Origin of the sequence: Acidithiobacillus ferriphilus (assembly GCF_028215975.1) — a bacterium.
GTDB lineage: Bacteria > Pseudomonadota > Gammaproteobacteria > Acidithiobacillales > Acidithiobacillaceae > Acidithiobacillus > Acidithiobacillus ferriphilus.
In genome coordinates this window covers 438130-454540 of the sequence record NZ_CP116458.1, presented here as the reverse complement: position 1 = coordinate 454540, position 16411 = coordinate 438130, and the positions used below count along the sequence as shown (strand labels likewise).

The window sequence follows — 16411 nt, the reverse complement described above, 5'->3', positions numbered from 1 at the left end:
GGGAAGGCTTTTGTTACGCTTGAACCAGTCGAACACCATTGGGCGAAGCAAACCTCAGACACTATGAATTTCTTCATTATCCACCGAAGGGCGACATCGAACAATGCGTGCAATGTCATACCGCCCCATGAGCGGCGTTTCTTGCCGCGGAATCGGCCCGTATGAGCGTCTCTATTATTGCGGGTCGCCATCGCGGGCGACGGTTGCTCACCCCAGTCGGTCGTTCCCTGCGCCCTACACCGGGTGCGGTACGCGAGACGCTATTCAACTGGCTGGGAGGACAGGTGGCCGGAGCACGGGTGCTGGATCTTTTTGCAGGTAGCGGTGCGCTGGGCCTGGAGGCCTGGTCACGCGGCGCGCGCGAAGTGGTCTTCGTCGAGAAAAACCCACAACACCGCCAACTCCTGTCCCGGAATCTGGCCGCCTGCGGCGTAGCGGCACAGCAATTAGCTGACACAGATGCATGGGGATACCTGCAACATTGCCCCCGACCCTTTGATATCATCTTTGCCGATCCGCCCTTCGACCAAGGCTGGCCTACGCGGATGGCCCCCATATTGTGGAATGGTCAGCAGCTCGCTGCGGAAGGTTGGCTGTATCTGGAGACCTCCGCTGCAGAACGATGGGATGACACCGCCATCCCCAACCATTGGCGCACTTATCGGCGCGGCCGCTGCGGTGATTCGCATCATACTCTCTATACCATTTTGCCGGAGCATCTCCATGACTAAGCCCCACACAGAACGCCGAATTATTTATCCCGGCACCTTCGATCCCATCACGAATGGTCATGAGGATCTGGTGCGGCGCGCAGCTGCACTGTTCGACGAGGTCGTGGTGGCGGTAGCCGCCCAAACGGCGAAAACGACCATTTTCCCTCTCGCAGAACGGGTCGCGCTCGCCAAGGCAACTTTAGGCGGGATTCCAGGGGTGCGGGTACGCCCCTTTCCTGGCCTGCTGATTCACCTGCTTCAGGAGGAAAAGACCCATCTTATCCTGCGTGGACTGCGCGCCATATCGGATTTTGAGCATGAGTTTCAGCTGGCTTCCATCAACCGACGCATGAATGCCCAGATTGAGACCCTCTTCCTGATGACCTCCGATCAGTACACTTTTCTCTCTTCCAGCCTCGTGCGTGAAATCAGTCGCCTGGGGGGAGATGTGGACGCCTTCGTCCAGCCTTCCGTGGCCGCCGCCTTAAAGCAGCACTTTTGTGTCGGCATGGACCCCAAGCCTACGGAAAAGTAGAATATGACGTTGCCTTGCGGAGGATATTGATGTCCCTATTCATTAACGATCAGTGCATCAATTGCGATGTCTGCGAACCGGAATGCCCCAACAACGCCATCAGCATGGGTCCACAGATCTACGTCATTGACCCCGATCTTTGTACGGAGTGTGTCGGTCACTATGACACCCCGCAATGCATGGAGGTCTGCCCCGTCGACTGCATCCTCAGCAACCCAGACCATGCAGAATCGCCGGAAACCCTGAAACAAAAATTTCTGCGGCTTACGGGGCAGTGCTGAGCGCTTCCCGCAACAGATGGAGCAATGGCGCCGAGTAATGGTCGAGACGGGCCATCTGCTCCTGCACAATCTGCAGACTCTGCCGTAGTTGCTGAATGCGGGTATCAATATTGCCCACGGTCTGAGCAATACTTTGCAATGCATTGAGCTCCTCTTCGGCATTGTCGTGAAAAACCTGCAGTTGCTGGTTCATGACCGCCATGATCTCATCTACCCAGGTCTCTGCCTCCCGCCTGGTTTCAACGACAAAATCGCGGGTTCGACTGGCTACGGTCAGAAAGGCCTTACGCACCACGGCACTTTGGGTGTTCACGGCGATCTCCAGCTTCATCCCGAAGCGCTCATAATTTTCTGCCATATCCATGAGCTCCGTCCGTCGCGGCATAATGGCATAGGGCACCGTCCGCAAGGCGGGTAAACGATAACGGCTCTGCAACACCTGATACTCCCCGGCCACCAGTGCCGATACCTGCTGCGCACCCTGCTGCGCCTTGTCAAAATGGGCTATGACCTCCGCGAAGAAAAGTCTGAAGCGTTCGACGATACCTGCTGTCGTCCATACGGAAAGCATCTCCGCTTTGGCGTTGCTGATCACAAGATCAAAGGAAGCGGGTGCCAGAGGGACGAGCAGATACTCTTCAACTGCCTGACGGAAGGCCGCTTTTTTCCCCTCGAAGGCATGCCGGTCTTGCTCAAAGCTTTGGAGTAACCGCTGATGTTGTGCCACCAGTTCGGGCACTTTCTCAGCGGTCCGCTCCCTGAGGCTGCGCACACTCTCTATCTGCACCGTGATTCTATTCATTTGTTCTTGCAGCAGATTTTTCTGGTCCACGACGGCACGTTCTACCAAGACCCGGCATCTTGCCTGAATGGCCGCTCGCCGTGCGGGCAACAATACCTCAGCAATGGAACGCTCCAAGGCCGCCATTCCGCTACGTTCAAGCAGTTTCTGATCTTGGCGGATTCGGGCGATGAGCCCCTTCTGACCGGAGACTGGAATAACCTGCTCACGAGGAATACGCAGCCGCTCCGCCGTTTTGTCCACCTGCTGCTCAATTTCTGCCGCCACCCCAGACCGGTCACGCAATTCGTCCCAGAGGGTATCAATCTTGTTGAGGAGCACAATTTGCTTCTGGTGCGCATTGCGCATCAGATACTGTTCCCAGATGGTCAGGTCGCTTTGGGTAACGCCGGTGTCCGCACCCAGCACAAAAATAATGGCGTCCGCGTCGGCGAGCATACCGAAAGTCAGTTCGGGTTCCGCACCGATGGCGTTGAGGCCAGGGGTGTCCAGCACAGTGAGACCGGCATCCAACATAGGATGTGTCAGATAAAGCAGGGCGTGGCGCCAGCGCGGGATAAGCACTTTGCCGAGGCCACAGGAGGGACAAATGGTGCGCTCGCGATCTTTGGGCGTACGATTGAGCGGTGGGCAAAGTCCGATGCGACGGGCATCCTCAATCGTCACACAAAGCGTTTCCGTAAGATGAGCCAACGCCTGGCACCGTTCGTTTTTTTCTTCCAGCACCAGCGGCAGTCGCGTCCACGCGCTCCCCGCCCTTTTGAGTTTTTCGATGCTGACATCGAGGCTACGGCTAGCAATGGGCAACAGATGCAAACCCGGCCGCCCCTGCGGCGCGCCGCGAATCTCCACCGGACACATAGTTGTCTGACCGGAACTGGAGGGCAGCAGACGCGCCCCCATATCCGCGAAAAAGAGGGCGTTAATCAACTCGGTCTTGCCCCGCGAAAACTCGCCGACGAGGGCGATACGCAAGCTGTCCTGCTCCGTTTCATAAGCCAAGGTTTCCAGTTGCAGCATGGTCCCACTGGGCAGCAGGCCCAGATCGGCTGTCAGCGCCGCCATTTCATGAAGACCGTCAATCACTTTTTGCCGCCAACTATTTAACGCGCGCAGCCCCTGCAGAATGGGGGATGTCTTCAACAAATGCTCTTCACTCATGCTTACTCCCGACTGGTCAGCGCTGACAATGGGAACAATAGGTCGTCGCTCGGCCACTGATACGGATATCGTGTAACGGCGCCCCACACTGCGTACAGGGTTCCCCTTCTCGCCCATACACCGCAAGAGATAGTCGAAAATAGCCATTTCTGCCATCGGGCCGGGTAAAATCGCGCAGGGTCGTTCCGCCCTGGGCAATAGCTGCCTCCAGAATATCGCGCACCGCCTGCACCAGCTTCCCATAGCGCGGCAGAGCAATGCGCCCCACGTGGCGGCGCGGATCGATACCCGCCGCAAACAAAGATTCATTGGCGTAAATATTGCCGACGCCGACGACGATATGGGCATCCATGAGGAAGGATTTAACCGGTACCTGCCGGTTTCGGCTCCGCTGATACAGATATTCCGCGGTAAAATCATCGCCCAGCGGTTCTGGCCCCAGATGCCGGAGGAACGGATGCTGGTCGGGGTCGGCGAGCCAGCACACGGCGCCAAAACGGCGCGGGTCATGGAAGCGCAAGCACAGATCGTCGGCAAAGAGCAGATCGACATGGTCATGCTTCTGCACCGGGGTGCTTTGCGGGAGGACGCGCAGGTGTCCGCTCATTCCCAGATGGATCAGGATCGCTCCTTGTTCCAGGTCGAGCAGAAGATATTTGCCCCGTCGCCGGAGATTCAGCAGGCGCTGCCCGGCCACCCGCCCGGCAAGATCGGCGTTCACCGGCAGACGCAGGCGACTATCCCGCACCACGGCACCCTCCAGACGCTGTCCCAGCAGATGGGGGGCAATACCCAGACGGGTGACCTCGACTTCAGGCAATTCGGGCATGGTTAATTCCTTGTTCCGCGGCTCACGCGTTCGCGTCCGGCCAGATCGCAGCAGGTTTGCACCGCACTGAAACCAGCGTTGTTGAGCAGGTCGCGCACCGCCTTCCCCTGATCGGGACCATGCTCCAGCAATAGCACGCCCCGCAACGAAAGTCGCTCATACGCACCGGCGATGATGCGTTCCAGGCACTCCAAACCGCTGGGACCGGCCACCAGGGCTTCCCAAGGCTCATGACGCAAATCAGGAAGGTGTGAATCGTTATCGGCCAGATAAGGGGGATTGGCCACAATCCGATTAAACCGCAAGGCGCTATCCAGTGGTGCGTACCAGTCACCCTCCAGCCAGTGCACCTGCGGCGCCAGAAGCGCACCATTGGCGCGCGCGACCTGTAACGCCGCCGGGCTGCGCTCCACGGCCCAGACCTCCGCCAGCGGTCGCGCCTGGGCAATGGCCAATGCAATGGCCCCGGAGCCTGTACCAAGATCAAGCACCCGCGCCGCGTCATTCTCTGCCAACCCCTCAAGGGCCAGAGTCACCAAGGTCTCGGTATCCGGGCGAGGGATCAGCACCGCGGGAGCCACGCACAGATCCAGTCCGTAGAATGACCACTCGCCTAAGCAGTAGGCCAAGGGCACGCCTGCGAGGCGCTGCGTGAGTAGTACGGTAATCCGGGCCTCCTCCTCTGCGGAAATTGGCATCAACGTATCACGCAGTAGCGCCGCCCCATCCAGTCCCAGAGCGGCGGCCAACAACCAGCGTGTTTCCTGCTCTGGCTGATCACTCAATGCGCGCAGCTGGTCGCGCAGAGCATACTGCCAGTCACGCAGACTGCGTGATGGATTGTGCGTTACGCCCGAATCAGAGGTCATCACCCAGATGCTGCAGGAGATCGGCCTGATATTCCTTGATCAGCGGTTCGACAACGGCGTCAAGATCTCCCGCCAGCACCGCCTCCAGCCGATACAGCGTAAGATTGATACGATGATCGGTGATTCGCCCCTGCGGAAAGTTGTAGGTACGGATACGCTCGGAGCGATCGCCGGAACCCACCAGCAGGCGCCGGGTCTGCGCCGCCGCACTTTGCTGCTTCTCCTGCTCTTGTTCCAGCAGACGCGCCTGCAACAGTGCCATGGCTCGCGCCCGGTTTTTGTGCTGGGAACGGTCTTCCTGACAGGTCACCACCAAACCGGAGGGAATATGAGTGATGCGAATAGCGGAGTCGGTCTTATTGATGTGCTGCCCGCCCGCGCCACTGGCCCGGTAGGTATCAACGCGCAAGTCGGCGGGATTGATAGTGATCTCGCTCACCGTATCCACCTCGGGCAGCACTGCTACCGTACAGGCGGAGGTATGGATACGGCCCTGCGCCTCGGTCTCCGGCACCCGCTGCACCCGATGCCCGCCCGACTCGAATTTCAGACGGGAATAAGCGCCGCGGCCGCTGATTTCCAGAACGATTTCTTTGTAACCACCACGTTCCGAATCAGAGGCGGAAAGGATAACCACGGCAAAACCTTTATTCTCCGCATAGCGGGTATACATCCGGGCCAGCACTCCCGCAAAAAGTGCTGCCTCCTCACCACCAGTCCCCGCCCGTATCTCCACAAAGACATTACGATCATCGTTGGGGTCCTTGGGCAGCAAGCGCACCCGCAAGGACTCTTCGAGCTGATCAAGTTCAGCCTGTGCCGCCGCCACTTCTTCACTGGCCATGGCACGCAGTTCCGCATCCCGCTCGTCCATCATCATGCGCTCGGCGTCATCTCGATCCCGCCGCCGCTGCTCATGACGACGCAGCAGGTCCAGCACCGGGGCAATTTCTCCCAACTCTTTGGAAAGACTTTGAAAACGCTGCGCATCGCTCGCCACATTCGGGTGCGCCAGCAACTGACTTAATTCATCAAAGCGAAAGGCCAACTGCTCCAGTTGGCCTTGCAAACGCGGGCTGAGACTCATCCTTCGGCGTCGCTGAGATGAAAAAGGATATCGAGTGCCGCGACAAGACTTTCGTTGGTCGCATCCTGACAAGGCTGGCGAAGGGTTGCAATGGGATCGTGAAGGACTTTATTCATCAACGCCTTGGAAAAGGCATCCAAGACTGCGAAGGGGTCCTGCCCCTGATTCAGGTAATGCGTAAAGCGCTGCAACTCTTCCTGGCGCCGCTCCTCCACATGATCACGCAGGCGACGAATGGCAGGCACCACATCCAGGCTTTCCCGCCACTGCTGGAACTCAGCGACCTCATCGGCAATGATCAGTTCTGCTACCGCCGCCGCCTCGCGGCGTGCGCGCATGCCTGCCTGCGCGATATCATTCAAATCGTCCAGTGTGTAGAGAAAACATTGCTCAACGCCTTCCACTTCCGAGGCGATATCCCGGGGTACGGCGAGATCCACCAGCATCAGATCTCTCTGCGCCCGCCGTGGCATAGCCGCGGAGACTGTCTCCAGCGTGAGTATGGGCAACAGACTCGCCGTGCAACTCACCACCACATCGGCGTCATGCAGGAGCTCCGGGATGGCCTCCAGTGCATGGGCATTGCCAGTAAATTTCTCGGCCAACTGCTGGCCGCGTTCCGCGCTGCGATTGGCTACGGCAAAACTCCCCACCCCATGCTCGCGCAGATGAGTCGCCACCAGTTCGATGGTATCCCCGGCGCCGATCAGCAACACCGACTTGCCTTCCAGGCTACCCAGCAACTGCTTGGCCAAGCTCACGGCAGCATAGGCCACACTGACCGGGGCTGAACCGATGGCCGTCTCCGACCGCACCCGCTTCGCCACGCGGAAGGCCCAATGCAACAAGCGGTTCAGCACCGGCCCGGCGGCACCACTATCCGCAGCAGCCTGATAGGCATCCTTGACCTGACCAAGGATCTGCGGTTCACCGATGATCATGGAATCCAACCCGCAGGCCACGCGAAACAGATGGCGCACGGTCTCCGCATCACTGGAGTAATAAATATGTCCATCCAGCAATCGCGGGTCCACGCCGTGAAAGTGACAGAGCCAATCTTGCAAGGCTTGGCGATGGTAGCCCTGCCCGCCGTGGACATAAATTTCCGTGCGGTTACAGGTCGATACGATCAGGGTTTCCCTGGCCAACCCTTGCTCGAGCAAGTAGCGATAGGCCGCAACAAGGTTCTCCGGAGAAAAAGCGACTTTTTCCCGAACCGCGATAGGGGCAGTATGATGACTTAGACCAAGGCAGAAAATAGCAGCGACCGTCCCTGCAGAGCGACGATGAAGGGGCTGAATTGTCGCCGACACCGGACAGGATTGCAAGCCAGGTCCCTAGCGGTTATTGTGCTTGCTGGCAAAAAATGCGGAGAATGGGTAGATGGGGAGCAGGCTTGGAGGCATCGTGGCAGGTATTGTACTTAGCCTCGCCACCGGAGGTGCAGCCGCCGACCCCGCCTCGGATGGCATGACCGGGGAACAGCTCTATTATCTGTTAGTAGCCGAATTCGCCACCGTGCAACGGGAGCCACAACTGGCCGTTCCAGCTTGGCGGGAAGCCGCCAAACTGGCGCCAGAAACCAATGTCCTCGGGCGCGCCACACAGATCACCGCGCAATTCGGCGATTTTCCAGGTGCTCTGCAACTTGCCAAACGCTGGCGCGAGACCGCTCCGGGGAACGCCCAAGCAGATCAGTTTGAAGCCGCGCTGCTCCTCACCACAGGTCAGGATGAGCAAGCCATTCAGTTACTACAGGCCACGCTTGCCCGCTTTCCCAACAACCCGAAGGTCACCTTGCAACTCGCTGAATTACTGGTGGCCCACGGACGCAGCGGTGAGGCGCGACGATTGTTGAGTGCGCTAGCCGACAAAGACCCGCAATCCGCAGCCGCCTATTATGCGCTCGGACGTATCGATCTCGATGAAAAACAACCAGAACACGCCATCCCCTGGCTGGTGAAAGCGCTCAGTCTCCGTCCGGACTGGCAGGAAGCCGCCATCAGTTTCGCCGAAGCACAGCAAGCCACCCAAGGCATTATCGCCGCTTTGCACAGCATTCAAAGTTTCACGGCCAGCCACCCGGAGGCCACGCTCGCCCGTCTATATCTGGCTGCGCTCTACCTCAAAATGGGTGGCCTGACACAGGCCTATCGCCTCTACCAGAACATGGCACGACAAAACCCCGATGACCCCAATATCATCCTTTCTCTCGGCCTTATGGACGTCGATCGTGGCAACTGGAAAAATGCGGAAGCCGCTTTGCAGCGCGCCCGCGAGCTGGCGCCCCAGTCCCCCGCCCCACTCTACTATCTGGGGCGCCTCTACGAGGCACAGAATCGTTGGGCCGAAGCATTGCAATGGTACCAGCGCATTCATCCCGGTCCTCTGTATTCTGAGGCAGAGCTGCGCAGCGCGCGCGTGGAATATCTGTTGGGGCACCACGACAAAACCATCAAAAAACTGCGGGCCCTGGCGGTCGCGCGCCCGCATGAGGCACAGATTCCGCTGCTGGAAGCAAACCTGCTGCAAGACAGCGGCCATCTTCACCAAGCCCTACAGGTAGTCAGGCAGGCCTTGCAGCGCATGCCCAACCAACCTGGGCTCTGGTACGCGCAAGGCACCATCTATGAGCAATTGAAAGATTATCCGGCCATGGAAAAAGCCATGCGTACAGTTATCCGCCTCGCACCGGATCATGCACAAGCCTACAACTTCATTGGCTACAGCTTGGTCGAACGGCACAGCAACCTGGTCGAAGCACAAAAGCTACTGAGCAAGGCATTGAGCCTGAGTCCTGACAACCCCGAGATTCTGGATAGTATCGGCTGGCTGCGGCACGTGCGGGGCGACAACCTCCAGGCTCTGGAGTATCTGCAGAAGGCTCATACGGCCTTACCTGACAATGCCGCGGTGAGCGCACACCTCGGGCAAGTTCTCTGGTCACTAGGGCGCCACACAGATGCCCGGCAGGTCTGGCAAAGTGCGCTGCAAAAACACCCGGACGATGCCACCCTCAAAAGCAATCTGGCCCGCCAGCCATGATGATCCCTTATCCCAGAGCATCCGTCCGGCGCCCTGCACGAAGGCCGCTCCACACACTGGCCGCACTCCTGCTCACCGGCGTATTATCCGCCTGCGCCACCACGCCCCCCATCCAACCGTCCGCTCACATCATCCTGTCAACGGCCGAGAGAAATCAGGTCGTCGCCAGTCTAAAATATTGGCAAGCCAGCGGACAGGCCGCTCTCAGCACACCGAAAACGAGCAAAGATTTCGGATTCCGCTGGAAGCAATCCCCCCAACACCAGGAACTTTCCATCTATGACCCTCTCGGCCGTACGGTCGCGCGCATCGAAGTCGACCCGCAAGGCGCGCATCTGCAACTGGCCAATGGCGCGACACGACAAGCAAACAACCTGGATACCCTCCTCGCACTGGTCCTCCACGTCGAACTACCCGCGAGTGAATTGCCAGACTGGATGCTTGGCCTGCACAGCGCGGCGGTAACTGAACGGCAGAACTCAACCGGCCTGCCCACCGTACTCCACAGCGGCCCCTGGCAAATCCACTATCTCCAATATGCGCCAGTAGGCGGCCTGAGCATGCCCAAACTGCTCCAAGCCAGGGGTCCGGCGGGCATCACCCTACGCCTTGCCATCACCCAGTGGCGTATGGGAGGCCACAACGCCCCATGAGCGAAAATTATCCCGCACCCGCGAAGCTGAATCTGATGCTTCGCGTTATCGACCAGCGCAGCGACGGCTATCACGAGTTGCAAACCGTATTTCAGTTTATCGATCTGGCTGACCAACTCCAGTTTGACTCGCGCCCCGCCGGGCGATTTTCCCGCAGCGGCGGACCAGAAGGCGTGCCGGAAGCGAACGATCTGAGCATCCGCGCCGCGAAATGTCTGGCCGATGTCGGCGGTGTCCATGAAGGCGTCCATATTCACATCGACAAATTTCTGCCCATGGGCGGGGGTATCGGCGGAGGTTCCTCGGATGCCGCCACCACCCTCATCGTGCTCAATCGGCTGTGGCGTACCGGTCTACGCCGCGAAGAACTCATGGAAATTGGCGCCAGCCTCGGTGCTGACGTTCCTGTATTTATTTTCGGACGCGGTGCCTGGGCGGAGGGTCTGGGCGAGCGTTTGCAAGCGCTCGACGCCCTCCCGGAAAGTCACTATGTGCTGCTGCACCCGCAGGTGTCCGTAAGTACACGGGAGATTTTCACCGCCCCTGAATTGACACGGCATCACGTGCCCAGCACAATAGGCGCGTTTCTCGGCGGGGCGACGGAAAACACCTTGGAACCTACGGTGTGCGCCCGCTACCCAGAAGTCGAACATGGTACGCGCTGGCTAAAAAATCAGGGCGTGCACGATGTTCGTTTGACGGGTAGCGGCGCCTGTGTTTTCGGGCTGGTAGCAGACAATATTTCCGCACAACAAATTGCTGCGCGGGTGCCTGCCCCCTGGCGCGCATGGTCCGTGCGTGGATGCAACAGGCATCCACTGTACGACCTTGCCGAGCAATGATTATTGGGGCGTAGCCAAGCGGTAAGGCACCGGATTTTGATTCCGGCATTCCCAGGTTCGATCCCTGGCGCCCCAGCCAAATTGTCCTCGGACTGTTTTGCCACCTGCGAAAGAGAGTAAAGACATCACATGGCTCACGGCAATCTCATGGTCTTCAGCGGGAACGCCAATCCCATTCTGGCTGCTCAGGTGGCGCGCTTCCTGCAGATTCCCATTGGCCGCGCCGAGGTGAGTTCTTTCAGCGACGGCGAAGTCTTCGTCGAAATATTGGAAAATGTGCGCGGCCGGGACGTTTTCGTGCTCCAGCCCACCTGTGCGCCCACCAATGACCACCTCATGGAACTACTCACCATGATTGATGCGCTCAAACGCGCATCGGCCAATCGCATTACCGCCGCCATGCCTTATTTCGGCTATGCCCGACAAGACCGCAAATCACGCTCACGCACAGCCATCACCGCCAAACTGGTTGCCGACCTGATTACCACCGCGGGCGCCAATCGGGTCCTGACGATGGATCTGCACGCCGATCAAATTCAGGGCTTCTTTGACGTACCGGTTGATAATATTTACGCCTCACCCATTCTCCTGGGCGACATTTGGCGCCAGAGCTACCCAGAACTGATTGTGGTTTCTCCCGATGTGGGCGGCGTTATTCGCGCCCGCGCCATCGCTAAACGACTCGAAGTGGACCTCGCCATTATCGACAAACGGCGGCCGCGCCCCAATGAATCCGTCGTCATGAATATTATCGGCGATGTGGCGGGCCGCACCTGCGTCATCGTGGACGACATGGTCGATACGGCCAACACGCTCTGTGAAGCGGCCCATGCCCTCAAGGCACAAGGCGCAGTCAAGGTCTGCGCCTACTGCACCCATCCGGTTCTGTCTGGCCCAGCCATGGAACGCATCGAGCGGTCCGACCTGGATGAACTGGTCGTCACCGACACCATACCGCTCAGGCCGGATGCCCGAGCCAGCGGTAAGATTCGCGTACTGTCCGTTGCCGAGCTCTTGGCCGAAACCATCCGCCGGATCGCAGAAGAGGATTCCGTCAGCTCGCTGTTCATGGATTGAACCGCTTACTGACCTTGCAGCCGGGCGTTGGCCATTGTATGATCTCCGCTCTGTCAATGGTGGCTGTAGCTCAGTCGGTAGAGTCCCGGATTGTGATTCCGGTTGTCGCGGGTTCGAGCCCCGTCAGCCACCCCATATTTTTCAATACGTTATCTGCGTTTTCCGAGAGTCCCGGATTTCCGCTGTGACGTTTTTGTGACCATCCCTCGATGTTCCGCGCGGCCTCCGACAAATGATCTGGGGCCAAGTGGGCGTAGCGCAGCACCATCTCCAGACTCGCCCATCCGCCCAGCTCCTTGAGCACCTGCACCGGCGTTCCGCTCATGACATGCCAGCTCGCCCAGGTGTGGCGCAGATCGTGCCAATGCAGATCGGGCAATCCGGCGCGAGCGCAGGCCTTGCACCACGCCGCCGTTCCGGTGCGCGTCACCGGCTCGCCCTTGTAGACGAACACCCACTCCGGGTCGTCGCCACGGCACTCCTCCAGAACGCCGAGGGCGTCCCCGTTGAGCGGCACGCCTATGGCCTTCCCACTCTTGGCGTGCTCGGGCGGAATGTAGGCGGTCGCGCGCGGGAGATCCACCAAACGCCATCGGAGATGCGTGACGTTGTGCCGTCGCAGGCCCGTCGCCAGCGTGAACGAGGCCATGCGGCGCAGATGCTCCGGCAACTCGGCAAGCAACCGGCCAGCCTCGTCGCGGGTGATCCAACGGATCCGGCCCTTGTCCTCCGGCGCGTGGGGGATGGCTGGGACGCGGTCGGTCCATCCCTGCTTGTGGGCGTAGCGCAGGATGGCGGACAGGAGGGCCATGTAGCGGTTCGCCGTGGCGTCTGTGACGCCGCGCTCCAGCACGGACGCGCGGATCTCACGAAGATGCTCGGCGCCGATGGTCTGAACGGTTTTGTCGACGATCAGCGGGGCCAACACGCGCAATTTGAGCACGTCGTCGGATCCGCTGCGCTTGTGCCGACCCACCGCCTGCCACCAGTACGCCGCGGCGGCCTTCAGCGTCATGTCCGGCGCTTGGCCCAGCTTGGCCCGTTCCCAGAGCTGCGCTTTGAATCGGTCGTGGAATTCCTGGGCTTTTTCCCGGTCCGTCGTCCCACTAGAGCGTCGAATTCTGCGTCCAGAGTGCTGGATGTCAACCCACCAAACGTCGCCACGCTTCCTGAGCATCGTTTTTCTTCCCCCTTTTTACCCACGTACTGGCCTCGCAGCCAGTCCAACAAATCGTCCTCCAAGAACACCCAGCGTTTGCCCGGCTTGGCCGCAGGGATATCTCCGGCCTTCGCCCGCTGCTGCACGGTGTCCGGATGAAGGTGCAGCAACTTCGCGGCTTGATCAAGGTCCAGAGTTCTCATGCTCTGGCTCCCTTCCGCATGCGTTGGACCGCTGCGGTGATATCTGGATGCGCCTTTGCCAGGGCGCACGACAGAAAGGCAGAGGAGTCGGGGGGCGGGGGCACGTCTGCGGGTACCAGGGTTTTGCTGGCCAAGCGACGTCGATCCAGATCGGCGTCCCCCGCCTTGGCCCTCCGGCCCACCTCCCGTTCCTCCACTATTTTCCGCCCCCAGGAGGTCCTCTCGATCTCTCCTGCCTTCGCTTTGTTAATCAATGAGATAAGTAGACGAGACGGAAACTTCGCCACCCCGCCCCGGATTTGGCCAGCAACCTCGTCGACAACTGTTTGCGCCAATTCAGATGATAAATCAGCATGTTGTACGGTTTTCTGAGCTCCTGGGAGGGCCTTTATTTCGGGAGGGAAATCCAAATCCAAACGACCACCACCCTGTTTCGAGGTGGTGGTTTCTTCTTTTTCTTTTTTTGTTTTTTTATTTGGTGTTTGTGAGTCTGTACTTAGTTTATCACCTGATCCGCCGTCGACGGTCGCACCGGCGGCGGATTTTAAGGGCATGGATGATACGACTGATTCCCATTCCCATCTTCCACTCGCGTCGCGTCGTCTTTCCCTGATAAGGTATCCATTGTTTTCAAGCATATTCAGCAAGTTGCGCAGCTTGTCTCGACCTACCCCCGCCTCCCTTATCAGGGCTGGGACCCGAATTTGCCAGTTGGTGGGTCGGCTGACCAGGCGCGCCAAGAGGCCGAGCGCCTCCAGGGTCAGGCGGGGATCCCGCAAAGTTGAGTTCGGGATGGGAGTCCACCCCTCCCCCTGGTGCACCACCCTAACAACTGAGCTCATTGGGGGGGCTCCAGGCCGAATTCAGCCTGCCCCCCAGGGGCCAAAATTTGCTCGATTTGCTCCCGGCGTCGCCGCACGATCTGCTGGGCGCGCCGGCGGGAGACCCGCAGCGCCTCGGCGAGGCGGGCAGTGTCTCGTTCACCCTGCATAACCTCATCATTTTCCTGTTTTTTTTGTCGATCGATCTCGTCCTCAAGCTCGACCAGCAGCTCGAGGGGATCCTTTCCCTGCGATTGGATTGCAGCGTAAGCATTTAATTTTTCAGTGGAAAACTCTGGGTTAAGCTCCCTGCGCAGTGAGCTCCTGAGCTGTCCCTCTGTTTTCCCTAGATGCTGGTAAATCCATGATTCGCCTACTATTTCTTGTGGCAAAACGCCGTGAAAGCGTCGCGCGTGGCGGCAAACCCGAGCAAAATCTATGTGATTGAACAACTGCATGAAATTCGACATTTTGTGCCCCCTGAAGTGACGGGGACGGCATGTTTTTTTGAGGGGAGGGGCCGGGCGCCGGCGCGGGCCGGCGGCGCCGCCGCCCAAAATCCTTAGGCCGGCGCCGGCGTCGTCACCCCCCAGAGGACGGGGGTGCGGAGGAATTTCCTGGTGAGGAGGGCACGCAAGTCTATAATCTTTTGTATTTTCTCAGAAAACTTCGACCTCTTGGCCAGGAAGCCAGTAAGACGGCGCCGGATGGAGATGGTGGAACCGCCGGCGGCATCCACGCCGCCGATGAGGAGCGGGACGGCGCGCCGAAGAGTGCGCGCCAGGGCCACGGCCCGGATCCCTGCCACCCAGGGCCACCCCCAGGAGTCGCCCTCCGCGACAACCAGCCCCGCAGCGAAGGCTCCCAGCTCAAAAAATGGGAGCGCACTAACGCCGTAAGCCAGCGTCAGACACGCGAACGCGGACAAAATCACCAGCGCGCCAAGGGACTGGCGTCGGGAGTCAAGCAAAAGCAAGATCCATGATCTGGTGGCCATGCAAGTTATTATCCCTTTTGGGTATTTGCTGTCAACCCCTTTATCTCCGCCCAAAGAATAACTATAATCAACAAATAATCGTTGATTATGCGGCGCGTCGGGGGGGTTATGCTGCACAGCTACACTTTTTCCAACTTCCAATCCTTTCTAGAGGAGACCAGGGTAGACCTCACGGTGACCCGGAAGGTGGCGGATTCTGACTGGATCAGCTCCAGACCGACCGGCGAGAGGGTGTCCAAAGTCATGGCCGTCCTGGGCGCCAACGGGGCCGGCAAGACCGCTCTCTTGAAACCAGCGGCATTCCTCGGCTGGTTCATCTCCCAATCCTTTCAAAACCCCATAGGAAGCGGAATTCCAGTCGCGCCGCACTTTGCCGCCAGCAATGAGCCCAGCGCTTTTTCCTGCGTGGTGGACTCTGCTGACGGACACCTGTGGCGCTATGAGCTGTTGTGCACACGGCAACGGGTGTTGCGCGAGGCGCTTTACCGGAAGGAAAAACGGTTTGACCACCTTTTCATTCGGGAGTGGGATGAGAAGCGGAAGAATTACCGAATCCGTCAAAGAGACTTCGGCCTGTCTGATAATATGATAGAGAACGTGAGGCCAGACGTGTCTTTGATATCCTGGGCGGCCCAATACGGCGTTCCACTGGCGTTGAGGATCGCCCGTCCAGAGCTTCCATGGGTAACCACAAACGTCACGGGCGTCGGACGTATCAAATCTTCAGACGATTGGCTTTATGTCGCTGCTCGCCACTACTTTGAGCATCCCCAGCACAAGGACAGCATGAACCGGCTGCTATCTTCCTGGGATTTGGGTCTCGAAGGCGTGGAGATCCGCCAAATGAACTTCCCCAATCCGCAGAATCCTGAGCAACAGCAAACAGTCTTGCTGCCCGTAGGCAAACACCGCTCGCACGGCAAGCTCTACGATCTGCCCTTCGCCTTGGAGTCCAGCGGAACCCAGGGCGCGTTCATCCATCTGATGCGGGTTTTGATCACTCTGGAGCATGGCGGCATCGCGGTCATCGACGAGTTCGAGAGCGATCTTCATCCGCATATGTTGGAACCCCTGCTGGGACTGTTCGCCAATCCCGACATCAACCCCCACAACGCTCAACTGCTTTTCACCTGCCATGCCGCGGAGGTGCTGAATATCCTGCACAAATCCCAAGTCATGCTGGTGGAAAAGGATGAGGATTGCGAAAGCCGAGCCATCCGCATGGACAAGGTCGAAGGCATCCGTAACGACGACAACTTCTACGCGAAATACATGGCGGGGGCCTATGGCGCGGTCCCGCGGATCTAGCCCGTCCAATCCACCGTGGAAGGCGAGGA

The 16411-nt window shown here is 59.1% G+C and carries 17 protein-coding genes, 2 tRNA genes and 1 pseudogene; 10 read left to right on the top strand and 10 right to left on the bottom strand.

The genetic code is table 11. The features are described from left to right. The first annotated feature begins 161 nt into the window (after positions 1–161). The 3 genes from rsmD to PJU76_RS02225 are packed head-to-tail and all read left to right on the top strand — an operon-like array spanning position 162 to position 1529. The gene (gene rsmD / locus PJU76_RS02235) at positions 162–731 is read left to right on the top strand and encodes a 16S rRNA (guanine(966)-N(2))-methyltransferase RsmD (RefSeq protein WP_271780299.1); all 570 of its coding nucleotides are present in this window, start codon (positions 162–164) and stop codon (positions 729–731) included. Beyond that, positions 724–1248, top strand: coding sequence for a pantetheine-phosphate adenylyltransferase (coaD, locus tag PJU76_RS02230; protein ID WP_271780298.1), 525 nt, complete (start codon positions 724–726; stop codon positions 1246–1248). Before rsmD ends, coaD begins: the two co-directional genes overlap by 8 nt. 29 nt (positions 1249–1277) lie before the next feature. Next, entirely contained in the window at positions 1278–1529 is a 252-nt protein-coding gene (locus tag PJU76_RS02225; RefSeq protein WP_064219205.1) for a YfhL family 4Fe-4S dicluster ferredoxin, read from the top strand. On the opposite strand, the gene PJU76_RS02220 is transcribed toward PJU76_RS02225, so the two are convergent. From PJU76_RS02220 to hemA, 5 genes are read right to left on the bottom strand one after another with little or no spacing between them, the layout of a single operon-like run. After that, complete coding sequence (locus PJU76_RS02220; protein WP_271780297.1) at positions 1513–3492, bottom strand: dynamin family protein; 1980 nt, start codon at positions 3490–3492, stop codon at positions 1513–1515. The two genes, PJU76_RS02225 and PJU76_RS02220, sit on opposite strands and share 17 nt — an antisense overlap. A gap of 16 nt (positions 3493–3508) precedes the next feature. Next, on the bottom strand, positions 3509–4321 hold the full coding sequence (mutM, locus tag PJU76_RS02215; RefSeq protein ID WP_271780296.1) for a bifunctional DNA-formamidopyrimidine glycosylase/DNA-(apurinic or apyrimidinic site) lyase: 813 nt from the start codon (positions 4319–4321) through the stop codon (positions 3509–3511). A 2-nt stretch (positions 4322–4323) separates the two neighbouring features. After that, positions 4324–5190: a peptide chain release factor N(5)-glutamine methyltransferase gene (gene prmC / locus PJU76_RS02210; RefSeq protein ID WP_271780295.1), complete on the bottom strand. Its 867-nt coding sequence runs from the start codon at positions 5188–5190 to the stop codon at positions 4324–4326. Beyond that, positions 5180–6277 (bottom strand): peptide chain release factor 1, encoded by a 1098-nt coding sequence (gene prfA, locus PJU76_RS02205; RefSeq protein ID WP_271780294.1) that lies wholly within the window; start codon positions 6275–6277, stop codon positions 5180–5182. The genes prmC and prfA overlap by 11 nt, the downstream gene beginning before the upstream one ends. Further along, positions 6274–7605 carry a glutamyl-tRNA reductase gene (hemA, locus tag PJU76_RS02200; protein ID WP_271780293.1) on the bottom strand — a complete coding sequence of 444 codons (1332 nt, stop codon included), beginning with the start codon at positions 7603–7605 and terminating at the stop codon, positions 6274–6276. Before hemA ends, prfA begins: the two co-directional genes overlap by 4 nt. A gap of 79 nt (positions 7606–7684) precedes the next feature. On the opposite strand from hemA, the gene PJU76_RS02195 reads away from it, so the two are divergent. From PJU76_RS02195 to PJU76_RS02170, 6 genes are all read left to right on the top strand, one after another. Next, the gene (locus PJU76_RS02195; RefSeq protein ID WP_271780292.1) at positions 7685–9322 is read left to right on the top strand and encodes a tetratricopeptide repeat protein; all 1638 of its coding nucleotides are present in this window, start codon (positions 7685–7687) and stop codon (positions 9320–9322) included. Next, positions 9319–9975, top strand: coding sequence for a lipoprotein insertase outer membrane protein LolB (gene lolB / locus PJU76_RS02190; protein ID WP_271780291.1), 657 nt, complete (start codon positions 9319–9321; stop codon positions 9973–9975). Before PJU76_RS02195 ends, lolB begins: the two co-directional genes overlap by 4 nt. After that, positions 9972–10817: a 4-(cytidine 5'-diphospho)-2-C-methyl-D-erythritol kinase gene (gene ispE / locus PJU76_RS02185; protein ID WP_064219213.1), complete on the top strand. Its 846-nt coding sequence runs from the start codon at positions 9972–9974 to the stop codon at positions 10815–10817. The genes lolB and ispE overlap by 4 nt, the downstream gene beginning before the upstream one ends. Before the next feature lie 4 nt (positions 10818–10821). Further along, positions 10822–10896, top strand: a tRNA-Gln gene (locus tag PJU76_RS02180). A gap of 50 nt (positions 10897–10946) precedes the next feature. Further along, the gene (locus PJU76_RS02175; RefSeq protein WP_064219214.1) at positions 10947–11894 is read left to right on the top strand and encodes a ribose-phosphate pyrophosphokinase; all 948 of its coding nucleotides are present in this window, start codon (positions 10947–10949) and stop codon (positions 11892–11894) included. Positions 11895–11953: 59 nt separating this feature from the next. Continuing rightward, positions 11954–12029 (top strand) — tRNA-His (locus tag PJU76_RS02170). A gap of 163 nt (positions 12030–12192) precedes the next feature. On the opposite strand, the pseudogene PJU76_RS13785 reads toward PJU76_RS02170, so the two are convergent. From PJU76_RS13785 to PJU76_RS02150, 5 genes and pseudogenes are all read right to left on the bottom strand, one after another. Next, positions 12193–12909, bottom strand: a pseudogene (locus PJU76_RS13785) (tyrosine-type recombinase/integrase); the annotation flags it as partial. Further along, positions 12906–13256 carry a helix-turn-helix domain-containing protein gene (locus PJU76_RS13680; RefSeq protein ID WP_408629745.1) on the bottom strand — a complete coding sequence of 117 codons (351 nt, stop codon included), beginning with the start codon at positions 13254–13256 and terminating at the stop codon, positions 12906–12908. The pseudogene PJU76_RS13785 and the gene PJU76_RS13680, both read right to left, overlap by 4 nt. Then, on the bottom strand, positions 13253–13996 hold the full coding sequence (locus tag PJU76_RS02160; protein WP_271780289.1) for a hypothetical protein: 744 nt from the start codon (positions 13994–13996) through the stop codon (positions 13253–13255). Before PJU76_RS02160 ends, PJU76_RS13680 begins: the two co-directional genes overlap by 4 nt. Before the next feature lie 98 nt (positions 13997–14094). Beyond that, complete coding sequence (locus PJU76_RS02155; RefSeq protein WP_271780288.1) at positions 14095–14547, bottom strand: hypothetical protein; 453 nt, start codon at positions 14545–14547, stop codon at positions 14095–14097. Positions 14548–14639: 92 nt separating this feature from the next. Beyond that, the gene (locus PJU76_RS02150; protein WP_271780287.1) at positions 14640–15074 is read right to left on the bottom strand and encodes a hypothetical protein; all 435 of its coding nucleotides are present in this window, start codon (positions 15072–15074) and stop codon (positions 14640–14642) included. Between the two features lie 108 nt (positions 15075–15182). On the opposite strand from PJU76_RS02150, the gene PJU76_RS02145 reads away from it, so the two are divergent. After that, positions 15183–16382, top strand: coding sequence for an AAA family ATPase (locus tag PJU76_RS02145; RefSeq protein WP_271780286.1), 1200 nt, complete (start codon positions 15183–15185; stop codon positions 16380–16382). Positions 16383–16411: the final 29 nt, after the last annotated feature.